Below are 21,667 nucleotides of genomic sequence, written 5' to 3'. Positions count from 1 at the left end.
GGATCGGCTCAGCTCAGTACCAGCGTCTGTTGCGGGTCGAATGCGAAGCCTTGGTCGGTGGGTATGGCCGGAATGCTGTCGATGCCGTCCACCCGCAGGACGACGGGATAGTCGCCGGCTTTGGCCTGGGCGGCCGGCAAAGTCGCCACGACCGTGGTCGGTTGGGTCGGGTCGGCCGGCGTGTCGACGCTTTCGGGCGGGAGTTCGTGTCCGCCCACCAGCACCCGCACCGACGCGGCTTGCAGGGCGTGCAGGCGCGGACGGCAGCGCAGGGTGAGCTCGACCTCGGCGTCGATCGGCGCCGCCAACGGCGTCACGCTCAGCCTCGGTGCGAGCATCAGCGGCAACGGCGCGGTGCTCATGACCGGCAGGCCGGGGCGGGCGCAGCGCACGCGCACGGTGTAGAGCCCGGGCGTCCATGCCGCGAGCGCGGCCTGGTCGTCGGGCAGTTGCACGCGCACGCGGCCGGCGTCGCCGGAGGCGAAGGTCGGCAGGATCTGCAGCACGCCGGTGCGGGCGTTGGCGAACGCCGCCTCGCAGGTTTGCGCGTCCAGCCCGGCACCGCTGAGGCGCAAGGCGTCGCCCAGTCGCGCCGCTCGCAACAGTTCGGAGGCGAGGTTGTCGAGCGCGCGCAATTGCGGGCCGGTGTCGGCCACCGCGACCGGACCGCGGTCTGCCGCGCCGCGGCGCAGCACTGGAGGCGCCGAACGCGCCGCGGCCTCGGACTGGATCAGCACCACCGATACCTGATAGCCCATGGACGGGCGATAGCGCGCCTGCGCTGCGGTCCACAGCTTGGACAGCTCTTCGGTGCTGAGGAACTGGGGGGTGATCTTCAGCGATTCGATCTGGTCGGCCAGGCTCAAGGCGGAAAAATCGCCGAACGGCGGGGTCGGCGGACCCAGCACCGCGCGCAGCCGGGCGCGGTCCAATCCCGGAGTTTCGTGCAGGGCCTGCATGCCCAGCCCGAGCAGGGCGTCGCCGCTGAGGTCCTGCCCGCCGTAAGCGCTCAGCAGATAGTGCAGGTCCAGCGCCAGCGGCGGGTTGCCGCTGCGCTGGCCGGCGCCATCGCGCGAGGCCAGGCCATGATTGCGCCAACCGATATTGGCGCTGACCTGGTACAGGAACAGGTTGAGCTGGTTGGGCTCGTTTTCGCCGGTCGCAATGCGATCCGGCGGCAGCGCGCTGACGCCGACGCTGCCGATCGAAGACAGATCCAGGCCGTTCAGGCTGTCGCTGATCAGATCCTTGAGCGAGGCGGTGACCGCAGCGATCGCAAGTGCGTTGCTCATCGCGAGTCTCCATGGCGTTCGGTCAAGTAGGCCTCCAGGCTCGGCCCGGGCGCGCGCGCCGGCGCGCGTGGAGCGGTCGGTCGCGTCTCGGCGACCGCGCGGATCTCCACGCAGCCGATGCTGACCTGTACCGGGGCGAGGGGAGGCGCCGCGGGCGCCGTCGAACCCTGGGCCGCGCTGCGCCGCGCGGGCTGGGCGACGGCGGCGACCGGCGTCCGATGCAGGCGTTGCGGCGCGGTCGCCAGGATCGTGGCGACGGGACGCGGCGACGATCCTGGCGCCGCCGCTGCGACGATTTGCCGGGCGGGACTGAGCGGCTCCGCGCGGTCCGGTACGGGCGGTGCCGGCCGGAGAGCGGGGACGACGTTCCGCGGCGTGGACGCATCGCGGACCGGTGCGCGCGCGTCGGCGCGGCGCGCCGACGGCGGCGCCGGCGTCGGCTTGGGCGATATCGACGCCGAGGCCGGCAGCGGACGCGGTGTCGCGAAGGACTCGGTCCGGGCCGGCGACGGATCGGGTTCGGCCCATGCAACACGCGGCGCGGATGGTGCCGGATCGGCGATGTTCGGGCGCGCCGGCACGGCGGGGGCCGGCGCCGGCGGCGGCGATGCGTCCGACCGCGGCAACGCGCCCGCGGCCCGTGGCTGCATCGGCGCGGCTGCCGGCGGTGCGGGCGACGGCGGGGGCGGCTCCGGCTCCGGCTGGGCATCGGTCCAGCCGACCGGTTCGAACAGGCCCGGGCGGCGACGTTCGACGCGCAGCGATTGTCCGCGCGCGCGTTCCACCAAGCGATGCAGATACGAGCTCATGAGCGCACCAGATCGAGGTAGAAACGCCGGCGGACCGGGCTCAGCGCCAGCACTTGCGGTTCGCTCCAACCGTAGTGGCGGGCCAGCGTGTCGACTTCGCCGAGCAACTCCTGCGCCCAATCGTCCAACTCGCTCCACAGATAAGCGCCGATGTCCAAGGCGGCGGTCCAGGCATCGCCGCAGGCCGGGCAGGCCAAGTCCAGGCGCAGGTCGGCGAGCGGATCCTGCTCGGCCATGCGTTCGCCGATCCGCTGTACCAACGCGCCCGGCAGTTCCGCGACGCCGATCGCGCGGCCGTCGCAGCGCGCGTCGAGCACGCAACGCGACAACAAGGCGGCGACCGCCGAATCGATTCCGTCGTCGGGACCCGGGCGGGACGCTGCCAGCAGTTGCAGGTCTTCGCCGCAGGGCAGGCGGTAGCGCACGCGGTAGCCGCCCTCGTCCAGTTCCATCGCTGTGCGTTCCTGCGCCGCGACCGGCGCGGATTCGGCGAACGCGCGCGCGTCCAGGGTCGCTTCGGCTCGTTCGCCGCAATGCGGGCAGCGGGCGTGCACCTGCAGCGCCGGACCGAACAGGGCCGATTGCAAACGCAGCAGGCAGGCGTCGCGTTCGCCGAGGCTCTCCCGATGCCATCCGTCGACGTCGGTACGCGGCCAGACCGCTTGCAGCAGTCCGGCGGCGCGTTCCTGATCGGCGGCGCCGTACAGTTCCTCCCAGGCCCGCAGCAGCGTGCCCTGGATCGCGCTCTGGTCTGCGGCCGCCGGGTTCATCGACAGGCTCACGCCGGCTCGGTGAAGCTGGGTTCGGCCGGCTCGACCACGTCGAGATCGCGCTCCCAGCCCTCGTTCTCGAGCTTGATGTGCTGGATCGCCACCGCGTTGGCGTTGGCGTCCAGATCCGGCAACGCCTGGAACTCCGACACCCAGCAACGATAGACCCGATAGGAGATCGCCAACTGTCCGGCTTCGTTGTATACCTCGATGATCAGGTCCTTGCGGAAGTCCTTCAGCGAGGATTCCGAGCCGAGGCCGGAGCCGTAGTTCCACAGCTTGTTGGCCCACTGCTCGAACTCCTTGTCGTGGGTCACGCCGCGCTCGAGCGTGATCGCCTCGTACTTGGTCCGGCCCGGCGATTTGCGCCCGGTGCTGGGATCGCCGCCCTCGCGATGCTCGACCACTTCGGTGGTGCGCTTGAGCGCGCTGACCTTGCTGATGCCGGCGACGTATTTGTTGTCCCACTTGACCCGGAACTTGAAGTTCTTGTACGGGTCGAAGCGCTGCGCATTGACGGTGAACTGGGCCATGGGATGCTCCTGAGGCGTGGATGAGAAGACTCAGACGTCGATCTGGCCGGCGATCTGCTGGATGCGCAGGACCACGAACTCGGCCGGTTTCAGCGGCGCGAAGCCGACCACGACGTTGACCACACCGAGATTGATGTCGTTCTGGGTGGTGGTGTCCTTGTCGCAGCGGACGAAGTAGGCGTCGCGCGCGGAGCTGCCCTGGAACGCACCCTGGCGGAACAGGTTGTTCATGAACGCGCCGACGTTGAGGCGGATCTGCGCCCACAGCGGTTCGTCGTTGGGCTCGAACACCACCCACTTCAGGCCGCGGAACAGGCTTTCCTCGATGAACAAGGCGGTGCGCCGCACCGGGGTGTACTTGTATTCGTCGGCGAGTTGGTCGGCGCCGCGCAGGGTGCGCGCGCCCCACACCACCCGGCCGCTGACCGGCATCGCGCGCAGGCAGTTGATGCCGAGCGGGTTGAGCTCGCCGTTCTCGGCGTCGGTCAACGGCACCGACAGCTGCGGGACGCCGACCAGCGACGCATCCAGTCCGGCCGGCGCCTTCCACACGCCGCGCGCGGCATCGGTGCGGGCGAAGATGCCGGCGACCGCGCCGCAGGGAGCGAAGCTCTCCAGGCTGTTGTCGCGCAGCAGGTTGGGCTGGCGCAGGCGCGGGAAGAAGATCGCCGCGTTGCGGCTCTTCGGGTCGGCGACCGCGTCCAGGCCGGCGATCGCGGCTTCCTTGCTGGTCCAGGCGCTGGGCGGATCGATCAGATGGAAGGCGCGACGACGTTCGCAATAGGCGGTCGCGGCCGAGAGCACGATCGGCTCGGCGTCGAAGTGGGCGCCGTCGTCGCTCTTGTACGGCGGGATGCACAGCAGGTTGAACAGGTCCGCCTGCTCCAGCGCGTACAGGCCCTTCTTCTGCTCCAGGCCCTGGTCGGGCAGGAAGTCCAGCGCGCGCAGATGGCGGCCGTCGGAAGCGGCCTTGTCGGCTTCGGCGTACTTGGCCGCCAGGGCGTCGCGCTTGGCGTTCCAAACGTCGCGCGCGGCGGCGATCTCCTGCTCGGAAGCGCCGGCCTTGATCTTGGCGTCGAGCGCCGCCTTGGCCGTTGCGACTTCGTCTTCCGCGGCGGTGACCGCGTCGGTGCCGGCGCCGACCGACGGCGGCAGATCGCCCTGGACCCGGACCAGGGCCGATTCGGCCTGCAGCACGCGGTCGATGCGGCGCGGGCTCTCGACCACGGTGACATTGAGATAGGTCTCGCTGGCGCCGCCGGGGCGGGCGTCGCGCACGGTCAGGTTGAACAGGTCCGAGGGCTGCACGCCGAAGGCCTGGGCCACCTCGGCATTGGCCGAGGCCTCGGTCCGGCCGCGCAGCTTGCCGCCCCAGGCGCCTTCGTAGGCGGCCTCCAGTTGCAGTTCCCCGATCGTCAGCGGCGCGCGCGCCGGCACCACTGCGGCCTTGGCCGCCTTGTGCACCGACAGCGGCGTCGCGTTCGGCAGCAGCGAGGCGGCCTTGGCCGCCGCGGCGACCGCGGCGGCGGCGCTTTTCTCCGGTTCGTTGGCGTAGCTGTCGGCCTTGGTCTTGGCCTTGGCCGCCGCATCGGCGGCGTCGCTGCCGTCGGTGGCGTCGGCGACCGCGTTGGCCGCGGCCTCGGCTTCCGGGCTGGCGAAGCTGGAGCCGTACAGGCGCACGATGATCGCCTGGCTGCCGCCGTTGAGGAAGAAATCGCGCACCGCATAGCCGAGCTGGCTTTGCAGCCACAGCCCGCCGAAACGCCGCTCGAAGTCGCCGAAGCCGTTGATCACCACGGCCCGGTCGACCGGCCCGCGCAGGGCGCGGCCGACGAAGGCGGTGATCGAGGTCGCGACCCCGGTGATGGTGCGGACGCCGCTGGGAATCTCCTCGACGTAGACGCCCGGGTAGGTGAGCGCAGCTGGCATGACCATTCTCCTTGCTGGTTCGTGGAATCAGGGGGCGGGCGGCGCCGGTGCGCGGCCGAGCGAATACAAGGCGGTGCCGTCGGGCAGGCGGCGCAGTTGCAGGCTGCCGTCGGCCACCAACCGTTCCAGTGCGGCCTGGATGCGCGCTTGCGCGGTGACGTAGCGCTGCTGCGGCAGCCACCAACGGGCGATGCCGTCGAGCGTGTCGGCGGCGTTGGGGTGGGCGCCGATGTAGCCGAGCACCGCGGCCTGGATCTCGGCATCGCCGTCTAGCGAGCGCTTCGGCGTGGTCATCTGTGCGGCTCCCTGCCTCGACCGGGTCGGCCCCGACGCAGATAAAGAAAGCAATCGCCGTGCCAACGTCGTCGCGCCGGCGCGGGCCATCCGGGTGCGGCCGCAAGTGGGTGAATCGATGGGGAATTGCGCCTGCGCCGGATGGGCGTCGCAGCGGCCGGCGACGCGCGCTGTGACGCCGTGCGGGTGCGGACGCACCCGGCGGGTGGGTGCGGTGCAGGCTAGTGGAGAGGAAACAGCGGACAGCAACGAGTGCGGAGGAACGACTGCGGGAAGCGGGAGATAGCGGTTAGGAAATACGAAGACGGACAGCGCGCTTGCGCGCGGCGCGAGCGGGGCGCTGGGGCGGGAGAACGGGCGAACCGCTCAGGCGGTGCGGGCGCGGTCGGCGTGCAGGCCGTGGCGCTTGAGCAGCTTGCCCAGGTGACGGCGCTCGGTGCGGGAGATTTCCGCGGCGTGGCTGATGTTGCCGTTGGCCTGTTGCATGAGGCCGATCAGATAGCTGCGTTCGAAGGCCAGGATCGCGCGGCGCTTGGCGCCGGCGTAGCCGAGGTCGCGGCCGTCGTCGATGCCGGGCGCGGCCGGCGCGCTCGAGGCGTCGCCGTCGGCCGCCGCCGCGGCCAGCCCGAGTTCGTCGGCGCCGATCTGCGGCCGGTCCGAGCGCAGGCAGGCGCGCAGGATCACGTTCTCCAGTTCGCGCACGTTGCCGGGCCAGGAATGCCGGGCCAGCGCCTGCAGGGCCGGCGCGCTCCATTCGCGCGCCGGCATGTCGTGCTCGCGCAGGGTCCGCTGCAACAGATGCCGGGCGAGCAGGACCAAGTCTTCGCCGCGCTCGCGCAATGGCGGCAGCGCTACATGCAGGGCGTCCAGGCGGTACAGCAGATCGCTGCGGAACCGGCCGGCCTCGACCGCCGCGGGCAGCGAGGCGTTGGTTGCGGCGACGATGCGCACGTCGGCCGAACGCAAGGGCCGTTCGCCGAGCGCGCGGAATTCGCCGTTCTGCAACAGGCGCAGCAGGATGGTCTGGGCGCGCGCCGACAGCGAGTCGATCTCGTCCAGGAACAGGGTGCCGCCGCGCGCGTACTCGACCAGGCCCGGCTCGCTGGTGCGCGCATCGGTGAAGGCGCCGCGGCGGTGGCCGAACAGTTCCGATTCCAGCAAGGCATCGGGCAGGGCGCCGCAGTTGATCGGCACGAACGGCCCGAGGTGGCGCGCGCTGGCGTAATGGACCTCGCGCGCAGCCAGCTCCTTGCCGGTGCCGGTCTCGCCTTCGATCAGGATCGGCGCGTTGCAGCCGGCGTAGCGACGCAGCAGGCGCCGGATCGCCTGGATCGGCTCGGAGTCGCCGATCATCGGCGTATCCGGTCCTGCCGGCTTCGTCGCGGAAGTCCGTGGCATGGGGACATCTTCCTTGTCGCAGGGTCGACGGCGATGGCAGGCGGCGCCGAAGCGGGGGAGCGGACCGGGAGCGGTCACCTGCTAGCGAACGCAGGCGATGACGCGCGGCGGCCAAGCCGGGCATGTTGCGATACCGCCGGGCCGCTGGGCCGCCGGGCCGCCGCATTGCGGCGGACGGCGCGGCGCTGGCCGGTTGCGCCCGTCGGCGACGTCGTTGCCAATGAGGCGCCGGCTGCCGGCGCGAGCCGCAACGGCGGCGCGCCGCAGCGACGGGACGATGCGTAACGGCGTCGAAAATCGTCGAACTCGCGCTTGCAGGAAGTGCAGGCCCGGCACACGCCGCCGCTGCGAACGGCGGCGGCGCGGGAGCGCGTGCGCTTGCGCGGGCGTGCGGCGGCCGCTAGCGTGGCGGCGGCCCGCGCTATGCGCTTTCGCCCGATCGCTCTCATGACCTCACGCCGCCGTTTCCTGCAACAGTCCTTGCTTGCCGCCGCTGCGACCGCCTTGCCGGCGGCTGCGTCGACGCCTTCCGGCAGCCAGGCCGCGCCGGGCGACGGCGCGCGGGTGGTTTCGACCTGGGACTTCGGTGTCGGCGCCAACCAGGCCGCCTGGCCGGTGCTCGCGGCCGGGGGGGGCGCGCTCGATGCGGTCGAGGCCGGCGCGCGCTGGGCCGAGGCCGACCTGTGCAACAGCACCGTCGGGCGCTGCGGCAATCCCGATCGCGACGGCGTGCTGACCCTGGACGCCAGCATCATGGACGGCGACGGCCGCTGCGGCGCGGTCGCGGCGCTGGAAGACATCGCCCACCCGGTCAGCGTGGCGCGGCGGGTGATGGAGCGTACCCCGCACGTGCTGCTGGTCGGCGCCGGCGCGCAGCAGTTCGCGCTCGAGCAAGGCTTCCCGAAACAAGCCCTGCTGACCGACAAGGCGCGCGCGGCCTGGAACGAATGGCGCAAGACCTCCAGGTACCAGCCGGCGATCAACGCCGAACGGCTGGACAGCGCCAAGCCCGGCGACAAGAGCAATCACGACACCCTGGGGATCCTGGCCATCGACCGCCAAGGCAAGCTGGCCGGCGCCTGCACCACCAGCGGCATGGCCTGGAAGCTGCGCGGCCGGGTCGGCGACAGCCCGATCGTCGGCGCCGGCCTGTATGTGGACAACGAAGTCGGCGCGGCCACCGCCTCCGGCGTCGGCGAGGAAATGCTGCGCAACGCCGCCAGCTTCCTGGTGGTCGAACTGATGCGCCAGGGGCGCAGCCCGGACGAGGCCTGCCGCGAGGCGATCGAGCGGGTGGTGCGCAAGCGCCCGCAGGCCAGCAAGACCCTGCAGGTCTGCTTCCTGGCGATCAACAAGCACGGCGAGGTCGGCGCGCACGCCTTGCATCGCGGCTTCGTCTACGCGGTCTGCGATGCGGGCAAGCGCGACGCGCTGCTGGACGCGCGCTCGGTCTACACGACCGAACAGACCTGAGGCCGGCATGGGCGCCAGGCTGCTGGAAATTTCGGCCAATTCGCTGGCCTCCGCGTTGGCCGCGCAGGCCGGCGGCGCGGATCGGGTCGAACTGTGCGAGAACCTCGGCGAAGGCGGCACCACGCCGTCCTACGGCGCGATCGCGATCGCGCGCGATCGCCTGCGGATTCCGCTGTACGTGCTGATCCGCCCGCGCGGTGGCGATTTTCTCTACTCCGCCGATGAGCGCGCGGCGATGCGCGCCGACGTGGAAGCCTGCGTACGGCTGGGGTGCGACGGAGTGGTGATCGGCGCGCTCGACGCCGACGGCGAAGTGGATACCGCGGTGTGCGCCGAGTTGATCGCCGCCGCCGGCCCGCTCGGCGTCACCTTCCACCGCGCCTTCGATGCGGCGGCCGATCAGAGCCGCGCATTGGAAGCGGCGGTCGCGCTGGGTTGCGAACGCATCCTGACCTCGGGCGGCGCCGCCGATGCGGTCGCCGGCGCCGAGCGCGTCGCCGCGCTGGTCGCGCAGGCGGCCGGGCGAATCGCGCTGATGGCCGGTGCCGGCCTCACCGCCGACAACATCGTCGCCACGGCGCAGCGTTGCGGCGTCGAACAAGTGCACGCCTCGGCCAAGGCGACGCGACGCTCGGCGATGCGCTATCGCAACGACGATCTGCCCGGCCTGTCGCCGGATTGGGTGCAGAGCGACGAAGCCCGGGTGCGGGCGCTGGTGCGGGCGCTGCGCGAGGGCGCGGAGAGCGAAGAGTGAGCGAAGAGGAGCGAGAAGCGAGTGGAAGCGCTGTTTCTCGCTACTCACTCCTCTCCGCTCACTCCTAGCCTTCAGGCGCAAAACGGATCCGCCGCGCCCTCCCAGGTGCACAGGATCAACCAGGCGCCTTCGTCGCCGGCATCGGCGACGAAGGCGTCCCAGACTGCGCCCAGGGCCGGGCGCAGCGGCGCGTGGATATCGCGCGACAGGCGCCGCCAGCGCGGCGCTGCGCCGGCCAGCGTATCCAACCGGGCGACGAACTCGTCGAACAGCGCGCCGTTGAGCCAGGACTGGGTCGCCGCGCCGCGCATCGGCTTGAGCAGCCAGCGGCGCAGATCGTCCGGCGCCTTCGGCTGCGCCGGGGCCAGCGCGCAGTCGCGCGGGCTCAACCGCAACAGGGCGCAGACCTCGCCCAGCCGGTCGGGCGCCTGCGGACGCAGATCCAGGCAGTGGAAACGGCTGCCATCGTCCTTGCGCGCAGCGATCGCGTCCAGCAGCCGGCCGAGCTGGTCGGTCGGAGTAGGGCTCAGTGCGCTCATCGTCGTACCGGAGGCGAGGGCGGGATTTCATTGTCGACGATGCGGCCCGGTACGGACAGCGCAGGGGGCGGATTCGCGCGAGTAAACGGTTACCGCTGGATGACCGTGTGCCGGCCGGCACACGCGGCTGGAGATATCGGCTTGCGGCCAAGTCCGGCAAAACAAGGGTTTGTCGGAACTCGTCGTTCCGGACCGAGACCTAGCACACCGGTATTGCTGCGCCGCGTCATGCAAGGTCCGAGTCGGTTGTGGTTAATTTAGATCGATCCAATTTGGGGGTTGGGTCTGCCGCTTCGGGTGCGCTCCGGATTCCTGTACCCGTAGAGGCCGGAATTTAGATCGATAGAAAAGCAGTCGGGGCCAGGGACGGTCGCCTTTGCAGTCCACTTTCTCTCTTGGGGAGCACCGCGTATGAGCCATTCCACCTTGCGACGCAGCGCGCTGACCGGCGCTTTGCTGTCGATCCTGTTCGCGCCCGTCCTCGCGCAAGCCCAGACGGGCGAAGCCGCCGATGCCGGCGCGCAAACGAGCAAGCCTACCGAAATCGACAAGGTCACCGTGACCGGCTCGCGCATCAAGCGCGCCGAGATCGAAGGCCCGGCGCCGGTGTTCACCATCACCGCCGCGCAGATCGAAAAGGAAGGTTTCACCACCGTCTACGACGCGCTGACCACGCTGACCGAAGCGATGGGCACGGTCGAGTCCGACATCGCCTGGGGCCAGCACACCGTCAACGCCAGCCCGCTCAACCTGCGCAACATGGGCCCGGGCCGCAGCCTGCTGCTGATCAACGGCCGCCGCGTGGTCGACTACCCGCTGCCGTACCAGGGCAAGAGCAACTTCGCCAACTACAACAACATACCGACCGCGATCGTCGAGCGGATCGAAGTGCTGGCCAGCGGCGCTTCGGCGATCTACGGCTCCGACGCGGTCGCGGGCGTGATCAACGTGATCCTGAAGAAGGAATTCCAGGGCGACCAGGTCAAGCTGCGCGGCGGCACCTCGACCCGCGGCGGCCGCGACCAGATGGACCTGTCCTGGGCCGGCGGCCGCAGCGGCGACAACTGGAACGTGACCTACTCGCTGCAGTGGTTCCACCGCGAGGCGCTGCCGGCGGGCGAGCGTCCGTTCATGGATTCGGACTTCGACGCGCCGCCGCAGTCGCTGAACCCGCAGGACCGCAAGGTCGGCATCCTGCCCTCGGTCGGCATCCGCATGTTCAACGCCGGCACCGGCCAGCGCATGATGCCGCCGGCCGGCGCCTGCGATCAGTACAACGGCGAATTCTTCCTGCAGAACCGCCGCACCTACAACCGCAACGCCAACACCATCAGCAACACCGGCTGGCAGTGCGGCCAGAACGCGGCCTACCAGCACTGGACCCTGCGCAACGGCAGCGACGACAAGTCGGGCTACGTCTACGGCAATTACGACTTCGAAAACGGCCTGCAGGGCTGGGCCAGCATCGGCGTGTGGAGCTCGCGCGGCGAGAACATGACTTTCATGCCCGGTTGGAGCTCCAACGGCACCTACCGCGACGTCGGCCTCAATGCCGACCTCGATCTGTTCAAGCGTTTCACCCCGCAGGAAATCGGCGGCGCCGAGGGCGGCTACACCCATTCCGACGAATTGTCCTGGGACGTGTCGGCCGGCCTGCGCGGCCAGCTCGGCGATCGTTTCGACTGGGATTTCAGCATCGGCCGCGCCGAATACCGTGTCGACGAGAAGTTCCCGGCGATCGTCTACGCCGACGCCGACCGCTACTTCCTCGGTCCGAACCGCGACCGCCTCGACCAGGGCCGGTTCTGGAACCCGATCTCGCCGCAGGACTACGCCTCGATCTCGACCCGCGGCAAGAACCGCGCCGAGTCCTGGCTGACCTCGGCCAACTTCATCGTCAGCGGCGACCTGTTCGAAGGCTGGGCCGGCCCGATCGGCTTCGCCGCGCAGTTGGAAGCGGCCAAGCAGGGCTATCGCCTGGCGCCGGACCCGAACACGCTGGGCGCCAATCCGAAGTACGACCAGACCGCCAACATCGACCTGGGCTCGGGCTCGCGCAACCACTACGCGGCCGGCGTCGAGTTCAAGATCCCGCTGCTGGAGTCGCTGACCGCTTCGCTGGCCGCGCGCTACGACAAATACGACGCGGTCTCCGGCGATGCCGCCACGACCTACAACGCCGGCCTGGAATGGCGTCCGTTCAGCAACCTGCTGGTGCGCGGCACCTACGCCACCAGCTTCCGCGCCCCGGACATGCACTTCGTCTACGCGACCCCAAGCACTTCGGTGTCCGACCAGACCGACTATCTGAACTGCCTGCGCGCGGGCCAGCAGGGCAACTGCACCTGGGACGCCGGCTTCAAGGTCGAAGACGCCGAAATCTCGCGCCAGGGCACGCCCGACCTGAAGTACGAAACCGGCAACTCGTGGACCGCCGGCTTCGTCTGGGACATCGCCGAGGGCCTGTCGGTGTCGACCGACTACTGGCGGATCGAGCTGGAGGACGAAATCGACGACGTCGGCGCCAACGACGTGCTGCTCGACGAGGCCTACTGCCTGACCGGCAAGACCCCGAGCGGCGAGCCGCGCGTCAGCCCGCCCAGCGGCGACCGCTGCAAGCTGCAGATCGGCCGGGTGACCCGCGCCGCCGATCCGGACGGCGCCGGCCCGCTGCTCGGCCAGGTGACCGAGATCCGCACCGGCCCGATCAACCGCGCCGCGCGCAACGTCGAAGGCGTCGACGCCTCGTTGAAGTACCGCCTGCCGACCCAGCGCTGGGGCGATTTCACCTTCGGCCTGAACTACACCAACCTGCTCAAGCTCGAGACCCGCACCGACGCCAGCGAGGAGATGCAGGACAAGCGCAACGACGAACCGCGCAGCAAGTTCCGCGGCAGCGTCAACTGGCAGCGCGACAAGTGGAACGCGACCGTCTACGCCGACCGCGTCGGCAGCGTGCCGAGCGTGCGCTTCAACGGCTGCCTGCCGTTCGCCGACGGCTACGTGCCCAGCTCGGACAACTGCCTGGACAACGACGCCGCCAGCCCGACCTACGGCCAGAGCACCAAGAAGTACTACGGCCGGGTCGGACCGGCGATCACCTGGAACGTCAGCGCGGGTTACCAGCTGACCGAAAAGGCGCGGGTCAACGTCTACGTCAGCAATCTGTTCGACCGGGTCAACGAAGACAAGGACCCGTACAAGAAGGACTTCGCCTTCATCGCCGACCGCATCTTCAGCCCGGTCGGCCGCGAGTTCGCGATCGAGTACGTGCTGGACTTCAACTGATGCGGTAATCCCCGCCGCGGCGGCCCTGCGGGGCCGTCGCGGCGGATTCCTCCTATTTTCCAACCGATGTTTCCAAGCGACGGCAGGGCGCAACCACGATGACTCGTACTCCGGTGAGGCAAGGGCAGGCTTCGGTTTTCGGCGACGGCGCGGCGACGCGGCGCAGGGGCGGAAACGGCAAGGCCTGGCTGACCGGCGCGACCGCCCTGTCGCTGGCCCTGGCCAGCGCCCTGGCCGGCGCGGCCGCGCCGGCGAGCGATCCGGCGGCCGAGGTCAACACCTTCATCGGCAGCAAGGACGACGGCAACACCTTCCCCGGCGCCTCGGCGCCGTTCGGCCTGATCCAGGTCAGCCCGATCGGCGACCACTACAGCGGCTGGCGCTACGACGATCCCAAGATCCGCGGCTTCGGCCATTCCTTCCTGTCCGGCGCCGGTTGCTGGGAGCAGGGCGGCCAGCTGTCGGTGCTGCCGACCACCGGCCAGATCGGCCCCGGCCAGCGTTTCGACACCAAGAACCCCAAGGCTTTCGATCACAAGGCCTATGCCTCGGCCTATACCCACGACGGCGAAGTCGGCCAGGCCGGCTACTACAAGGTGCGCCTGACCGGCGAGGCGGCCGGCCCGATCGAGGCCGAAGCCACCGCGCTGACCCGCGCCGCGGCCGAGCGCTACACCTTCCCGGCCGGCGCCGCGCAGGGCACGATCCTGGTCAACACCGGCCAGGCCAACGAACGCCATCTGGTGGTCGGCAGCAATATCGAAGTGGTCGGCGACCGCGCCATCGAAGGCAAGATCGTCACCAAGAGCTTCTGCGGCGGCCAGCAGTACACCACCTGGTTCCGGATGGAGTTCGACCGGCCCTTCGCCAGCCATGGCGTGTGGGACGAAACCGGCGGCCATCCCGGCGGCCGGGTCAGCATGCAGGGCGACACCCGTCCGCACGGCGCCTGGTTCACCTTCGACACCGCCAAGGGCAAGTCGGTGACCGCGCTGAGCGCGATCTCGCACGTCGATCTCGAAGGCGCGCGCCGCAACCTGCGCGACGAAGCCAGCCGCGGCGGCAAGCCGCTGAGCTTCGAGGCGATGCGCAAGCAGGCCCAGGACGCCTGGCGCCAGGAACTGAATTCGGTGCGGGTCAAGGGCGGCAGCGGCGACGACCGCACCGTGTTCTATACCGCGCTGTACCACTCGCTGCTGCAGCCGCTGACCGGCAGCGACAGCGACGGCCGCTACCGTGGCTACGACACCGAGGTCCACAAGGCCGAGGGCTGGACCTACTACGAGTATTTCTCGCTCTGGGACACCTATCGCTCGCAGAACCAGCTGCTGGCGATGCTGCGCCCGCAACGCGCGCGCGACATCGCCCAGTCGGTGTTGAAGATCCACGAGCAGAACGGCTGGTTGCCGCGCTGGGGCTACGCCAATTACGACAGCAACGTCATGACCGGCGACCCGGCGACGCCGTTCCTGGTCGACCTGTGGCGCTTCGGCGCGCTCGAAGGCCGCGAGCAGCAGGCCTATGCGGCGCTGCGCCAGAACGCCTGGCGCACGCCGCCGGCCTTGGTGCGCAGCCAGGGCCGGGCCGGCAATCCGAGCTATCTCAGCCGCGGTTTCGTCCAGTACGACCGCGCGTTCCCGGCCAAGAGCATGGACGTGGATCCGCACCACGGCGGCTCGGCGACCCTGGAGTACGCCCTGGCCGACTGCTCGCTGGCGCAGATGGCGCAGGCGCTGGGCAAGAGCGACGACGCGGCCGTGCTGCGCGAACGCGGCCGCAACTGGCGCAAGGTCTGGGACGCCGACGCGGCCGACCCGGAGCTGGGCTTCCGCGGCTTCCCGCGTCCGCGCCTGGACGACGGCCGGTTCTACGTCGAAGCCGACGGCGGCTACAGCCCGCGCTCGCACCACGGTTTCCACGAAGGCACCGCCTGGCAGTACCAGTGGCTGGCGCAGCAGGACGTCAGCGGCCTGGTCGAGGCCATGGGCGGCGCCGAGCAGACCGGCAAGCGCCTGGACGCGTTCTTCGCTTACGACCAATTGCAGGCCGATCCGCTCAATGCGGCGCGCAAGCAATGGGTGGTCGGGCCGTACAGCTACTACAACCAGTACCGCTACAACCCCAACAACGAGCCCGACCTGCACAGCCCGTGGATGTACACCCTGATCGGCCAGCCGTGGAAGACCGCGACCGTGCTGCGTTCGGCCCAGGCTTTGTTCACCAACGCGCCCAACGGAGTGACCGGCAACGACGACCTCGGCACCATGTCGGCCTGGTACCTGTTCAGCGCGATCGGCCTGTACCCGGCGGTGCCGGGCACCGGCGAACTGCTGTTGCACACGCCGCGCTTCGAGCAGGTCGAACTCGACCTGGGCAAGGGCAAGACCTTGCGCATCGAAGCGCCGGGCGCCGACGGCCGCAGCGTGCAGTACGTGCGAGGCGCCAAGCTCGATGGCCAGGCCCAGGACAAGGTCTGGCTGGACTGGAGCGCGTTGCGCGGCGGCGGCACCCTGCGTTTCGATCTGGGCACCCAGCCGGCGCCGGCCTGGGGCACCCAGGCCACGGCGCTGCCGGCCTCGGCCTGCGCGGCACCGAACTGAGGCGCCTGCGATGAGGTCTCGGGCGGCCGCCGCCATGTCGCTTTGCTGTTCGACGAGCGAGCGGGGCAGGGCGGACGGTTGCGGTCGAGTCGATCTCGCGCAGGCGCTGCAGTCCCCGGATGCCCGCTCTTGCTGGGATGACGCCGGGAACGTCTTCAAACGTCGGGACCGGTTTACATGCCGTCATTGCCGCGCAAACGCGAATCCTGGGCTTCACTGCGACCTATTTGCATCGTCCGAGACTCGTCCATGAAGCGCATCCTGGCGAAACTGCCCCGCGCCCGCCTGTCCTGGCTGCTGTTCGGCCTGATCGGCGCCGCCGCCGCTCCGGTCGCAAGCGCCGCCGATAGCGCCGCGCCGCAGGCGCCGGAGCTGGTGCCGCGTCCGGCGCAGGTGCGAGCGGGCGAGGGCGAGTTCGCGCTCGATGCGGATACCACGATCTACGCCAACAACGCCGAAGCCCGCGCCGTCGCGCGTTTGTTGCGCGACGAACTCGCATTGCGCCAAGGCCTGACCCTGACCCTGCGCGACGGCGCGCCCAAGCGGCGCAAAGGCGAGGTCGAAGCGTCGGCCTATGTGCAGTTGGTCGCCGAGCCCGCGGCCGGCGGCGGCGATGCGCGCGCCGACGAACGCTATCGACTCGACGTCAGCGAGCGAGGCATCCGTCTGGCCGGTCCGCCGGCGGGCCTGTTCTACGGCTACCAGACCCTGCGCCAGCTGTTGCCGGCCGCGCGCGCCAGCGCGCCGTTGCGCCTGCGCTCGCTGAGCATCGAGGATGCGCCGCGCTTCGTCTATCGCGGCATGCACCTGGACGTCGGCCGGCATCTGTACCCGGTCGCCTTCCTCAAGCGCTACCTCGACCTGATGGCGCAGTACAAGCTCAATACCTTCCACTGGCACCTGACCGAAGACCAGGGCTGGCGGATCGAGATCAAACGCTATCCCAAGCTGACCGCAGTCGGCGCCCAGCGCAAGGAAACCGTGCTCGGCCGCAACATCGACCCCTACGTCGGCGACGGCAAGCCCTACGGCGGTTTCTACACCCAGGACCAGGTGCGCGAGGTCGTGGCCTACGCGCGCGAACGCCATATCGTGGTGATCCCGGAAATCGAAATGCCCGGGCATTCGCTGGCGGCTTTGGCGGCGTATCCGGAACTGGCCTGCACGCCGGGCCCGTTCGAGGTCGGCACCAACTGGGGCGTGTACGACGACATCTACTGTCCCAAGGAAGAAACCTTCAAGTTCCTGGAGAACGTGCTCGACGAAGTGGTCGCGCTGTTTCCGGCGCCGTACCTGCACATCGGCGGCGACGAGGCGCCGAAGACCCGCTGGCAGGCCAGCGAAGTTGCGCAGGCGGTGATGCGCCGCGAAGGCCTTAAGGACGAACACGAGCTGCAGAGCTATTTCATCCGCCGGATGGAGAAGTTCCTGCACACCCGCGGCAAGCGCATCATCGGCTGGGACGAGATCCTCGAAGGCGGCCTGGCGCCGGACGCGACGGTGATGTCCTGGCGCGGCGAGGCCGGCGGCATCGCGGCCGCGCAGCAGGGCCACGACGTGATCATGAGCCCGACCCAGTGCTGTTATTTCGACTACGGCCAGGGGCCGGCGAAGTACGAGCAATGGAACCTCGGCGGCGAGCTGACCCTGGCCAAGGTCTACGGCTACGACCCGGTGCCGGCGGCGTTGAACGCGGCGCAGGCCCGGCACGTGCTGGGCGTGCAGGGCAATGTCTGGACCGAACACCTCAAGACCGAGGCGATGGTCGAGTACATGGTGTTCCCGCGCCTGCTGGCCCTGGCCGAAGTCGGCTGGACCCCGCAGGCCGGCCGCGACTACGCCGATTTCGAACGCCGGCTGCGCGGCCAGTTTCCGCATCTGGACCGGCAGGGCGTCGGCTATCGGATTCCGGCGCCGCAGGGCCTGGCCGATGTGATGCGGGTGCAGGCGGCGGGCGAGGGCGAGGAGTACCGGCACCGTTTCGAACTGACTCCGGCGGTGCCGGGGGCGAAGATCCGCTACACCCTCGACGGCAGCGAGCCGGGCGCGCGATCGGCGCTGATCGACGGGCCGCTCGAGGTCGCGGTCGCGCTCGGTCGCAGCCGCACCCTGCGCACCGTCACCGAGCTCGCCGACGGCCGCCGCAGTGGGGTGCATGAGGCGACATTGCGTTATCGGGGGTATCTGCCGGCGTCGCCGCTGCCGCCGGCCGCGCGCGCGGGGCTGGCGTATCGGCTGTACCAGGGCAGCTACGCCTCGCTGGACGAATTCGCCCGCGCCGGCGCGCCGGCGAAGCAGGGCGCGGCGAACTCGCTGGACGTCGACGGCTACGGTCTGCAACGCCGCTACGGCCTGAGCTTCGATGGCTATGTCGAAGCGCCGGCGGACGGGGTGTACCGCTTCGCCCTGCAGGGCGACGACCGCTCGGTCTTGTACGTGGATGGAGAACCGGTGATCCGCAACGACAGCTACGACCAGACCCTGATCGGCGAAGTGCCGCTGAAGCGCGGCTGGCATCGCCTGCGCCTGGATTGGTACCAGCGCGACGGCGGGCGCAGCCTGCGCCTGCAGTGGGCCGCGCCGGGCGCTGCGCTGCGCGATCTCGATCCGCAAGCCGCGCGGCACTGATTCCGGTTTTTTTTTCGATAAAAGTTTAGATCGATCCAAAATAACCCGCCGGCGACAGAACCGGGACCGACACGCCACGAACCGCAACTGCACACCGCAACAGACCACACGAACGCAACCTTGGCCGGAGCCCGGCCGCGATTTGGGAGGGGTACGCAGGTGAACCAGAGCAAGCAGTCCAATTTCGAGCAGCCGGCTTTTGCACAGCGCGCCGTGGGCGCCCGACCGCGCCGCGCGCGCCGCCATGCCTTGACCGCGGCGATGCTCGCCGCGCTGTACCTGCCCGGCCTCGCCGCCGCGCAGGAGGCGGCCGCCGCGGGCGAGGAGGTCAAGTCGATCGACAAGATCACCGTGACCGGTTCGCGCATCAAGCGCGCCGAGATCGAAGGCCCGGCGCCGGTGACCGTGATCAGTTCCGACCAGATCAAGCGCGAAGGCTTCGCCACCGTGTACGAGGCGCTGAGCACCCTGACCGAAGTCACCGGTTCGGTCCAGGCCGACGTCAACAAGGGCCCGACCCCCAACGCCAGCCCGCTCAACCTGCGCAACCTCGGCCCCGGCCGCACCCTGCTGCTGATCGACGGCCGCCGCGTCGCCGACTATCCGCTGCCCTACGAGGGCCGCGGCAACTTCGCCAACTTCAACAACATCCCGATGTCCGCGGTCGAGCGGATCGAAGTGCTGGCCAGCGGCGGCTCGGCGATCTACGGCTCCGACGCGATGGCCGGCGTGATCAACATCATCATGAAGAAGAACTTCAATGGCGATGAGGTCCGGATCAAGGGCGGCACCACCAGCCGCGGCGGCGGCGACTCGTTCGACCTGTCCTGGACCGGCGGCCGCACCGGCGAGAAGTGGAGCGCGACCTACGGCGCGCAGTGGAGCGGGCGCGAGACCATCTTCGCCGGCCAGCGCGGCTTCCTCGCCTCCGACCTGGAGCCGGCGGCCACGGTCAAGCCGCTGGTCAACGATCCCTGGCCCTGGGTCTGGGGCGTGGAGTTGATCGACAGCGCGGCCAAGCGCCGGGTGACCCCGCCGGCCGGGGCCTGCGACCGCTTCGAAGACCTGCCGCTGCACAACTTCCTCGGCAACGAGGGCAACCCGCCCGAGTTCCCCGGCTACAGCTGCACCCAGGCGCGCGGCAACGCGCTGTGGAGCCTGCGCAACGGTTCCAACAACCTGTCGGCGTTCGGCAACTTCAGCTACGACCTCGACAACGGCATGCAGCTGTGGGCCAGCGGTTCGGTCTGGGACAGCGAAGGCGAGTCGCGCCAGGACGAGGCGCTGCGCTTCGAACTCAACCGCGGCGGCGCGTTCTACGACCAGAACACCGGCCGCAGCTACCAGGCGCGCCGCGCCTTCACCGTGCCGGAGGCCGGCGGCCGCGACCCGTTCCTGTTCTACACCAACGAGCGTTCCTGGGACCTGGCCGGCGGCGTGCGCGGCCGCTTCGGCGAACGCTTCAACTGGGACGTCACCGTCGGCCGCACCGAGTACGAAGTCGACTTCAGTTTCCCCGCGGTGGTGCAGAGCGCGGTGGACGAATACTTCCTCGGCCCGCAACTGGGAACCAACGGCGGCTTGACGGCCTACCGGTTGGACATGAACCGGTTCTGGAACCCGATGGACATCGCCACCTTCCAGAAGCTGACCACCCACGGCCACAGCCGCGCCAAGTCGTGGATGAACCAGGCCCAGTTCTCGCTCAGCGGCGAGCTGTTCGACCTGCCGGCCGGCCCGGTCGGTTTCGCCGCGGTGCTCGAAGCCGGTTCGCAGGGTTATCGGCTCAATCCCGACCCGCTGACCTACGGCCCGAACAAGCAGTACGACCAGCCCGGCGGCACCAACCTCGGCGGCGGCGACCGCAAGCGCTACGCGGCCGGGGTGGAATTCAAGCTGCCGCTGTTCTCGACCCTGGACCTGACCACCGCCGGCCGCTTCGACCGCTACGACGACGACAGCCGCAAGGAAAGCAACTTCACCTGGAACGCCGGCCTGGAATGGCGGCCGATCGACAGCCTGCTGGTGCGCGGCGCCTACAACACCACCTTCCGCGCGCCGGACATGCACTACCTGTTCGCGACCAGCGGCACCGGCACCCAGGAGGACGCCGACGTCGCCACCTGCATCGCCCGCGGCCTGGGCCCGAACTGCGGCTCGCAGGCGCTGTACTACCGCCACAACATCAGCCGCACCGGCAACCTCCAGCTCGACAGCGAGACCGGCAAGTCGTGGAGCGCCGGCCTGGTCTGGGACGCGACCGACAATCTGTCGTTCAGCGCCGACTACTGGCGCATGACCATCGACAACCAGGTCCGCGATTTCAACATCGCCGACATCCTGGAACTGGAAAGCCAGTGCATCAACGGCAAGCCGCGGCGTCCGGAAGACCGCATGCAGGTCAACCCGGGCTCGTCGACCTGCGCCAGCATCCAGTCGCGGGTGACCCGCAGCGCGCCGGGCACCAACGCCGCCGGCGTCGCCGACCCGAACTATCCGCTCGGCCAGGTGCTGTCGGTCAGCAGCGGCCCGATCAACATCGCCTACCGCGAGGTGGCCGGCGTCGACGTGTCCGCGCGCTACAAGCTGCCGGCCACCCGCTGGGGCGATTTCAGCTTCCAGCTCAACTACACCAACCAGCTCAAGAACAACGAGCAGCGCGATCCCGGCGCGCCGATGCAGGAGAACCGCGACAACGACGTGCGCACCTTCGCCCGCGCCAGCGCCAGCTGGAGCCGCGGTCCCTGGAACGCGACCTTGTTCGCCAACCGGGTCGGCCACGTCAACGGCGACAACTACAACCGCTGCGCGCCGATCCTGCCCGGCCAGACCGACACCTCCTGCCGGATGGTCGGCAAGCTCAAGGCGCCGGTGTTCTTCAACCTGACCGCCGGCTACCAGCTGACCGAGCAGGCCCGGGTCAACCTGTACATCGACAACCTGTTCGACGAGGCCGACTACAAGGATCCGTACAAGATGTTCTTCGCCTACGCCAACGAGCGCGTGTTCCCGCGCGTGGGCCGTGAAATCTCGGCCGAATTCGTTTACAAGTTCGACTGATCGCGATGCGGTTCAAGAATCGGATGCAGGGGCCGCCCGGGCCCCTGCGTGCGGCGGTAACCCCGCCGGCGGGCCGCGGCGTCCCTCTCCAGTGGCGCTGCGCAACGACGGCGGACCTCCCGGGCAAGGCGGTGTACCCCCTCGCGGCCACCCTCGGAAAGCGTGCTGCGAGGTCTTGTCCGGACCTCGGAACGGGAGCGCGGGAATGCGCGCTCCCGTTTTTTTCCGGGGCGTCTTCGTCCGGTCGCCGCCACGGCCGCCTCCGTCGCCGCGCCGGCACGGCCCCGAATTCGCGCGCGG

General features: G+C 69.8%; 14 protein-coding genes. 6 read left to right on the top strand and 8 right to left on the bottom strand.

All coding sequences use genetic code 11. From position 1 onward, the window contains the following. Positions 1–8: 8 nt before the first annotated feature. From AC3A57_RS05060 to AC3A57_RS05030, 7 genes are all read right to left on the bottom strand, one after another. Complete coding sequence (locus AC3A57_RS05060; protein ID WP_487577899.1) at positions 9–1,292, bottom strand: Pvc16 family protein; 1,284 nt, start codon at positions 1,290–1,292, stop codon at positions 9–11. Continuing rightward, on the bottom strand, positions 1,289–2,101 hold the full coding sequence (locus AC3A57_RS05055) for a hypothetical protein (RefSeq protein ID WP_487577898.1): 813 nt from the start codon (positions 2,099–2,101) through the stop codon (positions 1,289–1,291). The genes AC3A57_RS05060 and AC3A57_RS05055 overlap by 4 nt, the downstream gene beginning before the upstream one ends. Next, positions 2,098–2,883, bottom strand: a complete 786-nt coding sequence (locus AC3A57_RS05050; protein ID WP_487577897.1) for a hypothetical protein — start codon at positions 2,881–2,883, stop codon at positions 2,098–2,100. Before AC3A57_RS05050 ends, AC3A57_RS05055 begins: the two co-directional genes overlap by 4 nt. After that, entirely contained in the window at positions 2,880–3,404 is a 525-nt protein-coding gene (locus AC3A57_RS05045) for a phage tail protein (RefSeq protein ID WP_487577896.1), read from the bottom strand. The genes AC3A57_RS05050 and AC3A57_RS05045 overlap by 4 nt, the downstream gene beginning before the upstream one ends. A 30-nt stretch (positions 3,405–3,434) precedes the next feature. Continuing rightward, positions 3,435–5,333, bottom strand: a complete 1,899-nt coding sequence (locus AC3A57_RS05040) for a phage tail sheath family protein (protein ID WP_487577895.1) — start codon at positions 5,331–5,333, stop codon at positions 3,435–3,437. A 27-nt stretch (positions 5,334–5,360) separates the two neighbouring features. Further along, a complete protein-coding gene (locus AC3A57_RS05035) occupies positions 5,361–5,627 on the bottom strand; it encodes a hypothetical protein (RefSeq protein ID WP_487577894.1) in 267 nt (88 codons plus the stop codon). A gap of 366 nt (positions 5,628–5,993) precedes the next feature. After that, positions 5,994–6,980: a sigma 54-interacting transcriptional regulator gene (locus AC3A57_RS05030; RefSeq protein WP_487577893.1), complete on the bottom strand. Its 987-nt coding sequence runs from the start codon at positions 6,978–6,980 to the stop codon at positions 5,994–5,996. Between the two features lie 492 nt (positions 6,981–7,472). Between AC3A57_RS05030 and AC3A57_RS05025 the strand changes: the two genes are divergently transcribed. Together AC3A57_RS05025 and AC3A57_RS05020 are read left to right on the top strand one after the other, a co-directional pair. Further along, the gene (locus AC3A57_RS05025) at positions 7,473–8,498 is read left to right on the top strand and encodes a glycosylasparaginase (protein ID WP_487577892.1); all 1,026 of its coding nucleotides are present in this window, start codon (positions 7,473–7,475) and stop codon (positions 8,496–8,498) included. 7 nt (positions 8,499–8,505) lie between these two features. Next, positions 8,506–9,252 carry a copper homeostasis protein CutC gene (locus tag AC3A57_RS05020; RefSeq protein WP_487577891.1) on the top strand — a complete coding sequence of 249 codons (747 nt, stop codon included), beginning with the start codon at positions 8,506–8,508 and terminating at the stop codon, positions 9,250–9,252. Between the two features lie 71 nt (positions 9,253–9,323). Here AC3A57_RS05020 and AC3A57_RS05015 read toward each other — a convergent pair whose 3' ends face one another. Then, complete coding sequence (locus AC3A57_RS05015) at positions 9,324–9,791, bottom strand: hypothetical protein (protein WP_487577890.1); 468 nt, start codon at positions 9,789–9,791, stop codon at positions 9,324–9,326. A gap of 411 nt (positions 9,792–10,202) precedes the next feature. Here AC3A57_RS05015 and AC3A57_RS05010 point away from each other — a divergent pair, with 411 nt between their 5' ends. The 4 genes from AC3A57_RS05010 (at position 10,203) to AC3A57_RS04995 (ending at position 21,367) form a co-directional block, all read left to right on the top strand. Continuing rightward, on the top strand, positions 10,203–13,079 hold the full coding sequence (locus AC3A57_RS05010; protein WP_487577889.1) for a TonB-dependent receptor plug domain-containing protein: 2,877 nt from the start codon (positions 10,203–10,205) through the stop codon (positions 13,077–13,079). 98 nt (positions 13,080–13,177) lie between these two features. After that, the gene (locus AC3A57_RS05005) at positions 13,178–15,679 is read left to right on the top strand and encodes a GH92 family glycosyl hydrolase (protein WP_487577888.1); all 2,502 of its coding nucleotides are present in this window, start codon (positions 13,178–13,180) and stop codon (positions 15,677–15,679) included. A 249-nt stretch (positions 15,680–15,928) separates the two neighbouring features. After that, positions 15,929–18,307 (top strand): family 20 glycosylhydrolase, encoded by a 2,379-nt coding sequence (locus tag AC3A57_RS05000; protein WP_487577887.1) that lies wholly within the window; start codon positions 15,929–15,931, stop codon positions 18,305–18,307. A gap of 159 nt (positions 18,308–18,466) precedes the next feature. After that, on the top strand, positions 18,467–21,367 hold the full coding sequence (locus tag AC3A57_RS04995; protein WP_487577886.1) for a TonB-dependent receptor plug domain-containing protein: 2,901 nt from the start codon (positions 18,467–18,469) through the stop codon (positions 21,365–21,367). Positions 21,368–21,667: the final 300 nt, after the last annotated feature.

It is taken from the genome of Lysobacter sp. Soil_C_15 (genome assembly GCF_057657315.1).
The sequence above is the reverse complement of the archived record's forward strand: the minus strand, read 5'-3'. Positions and strand labels throughout refer to the sequence as shown.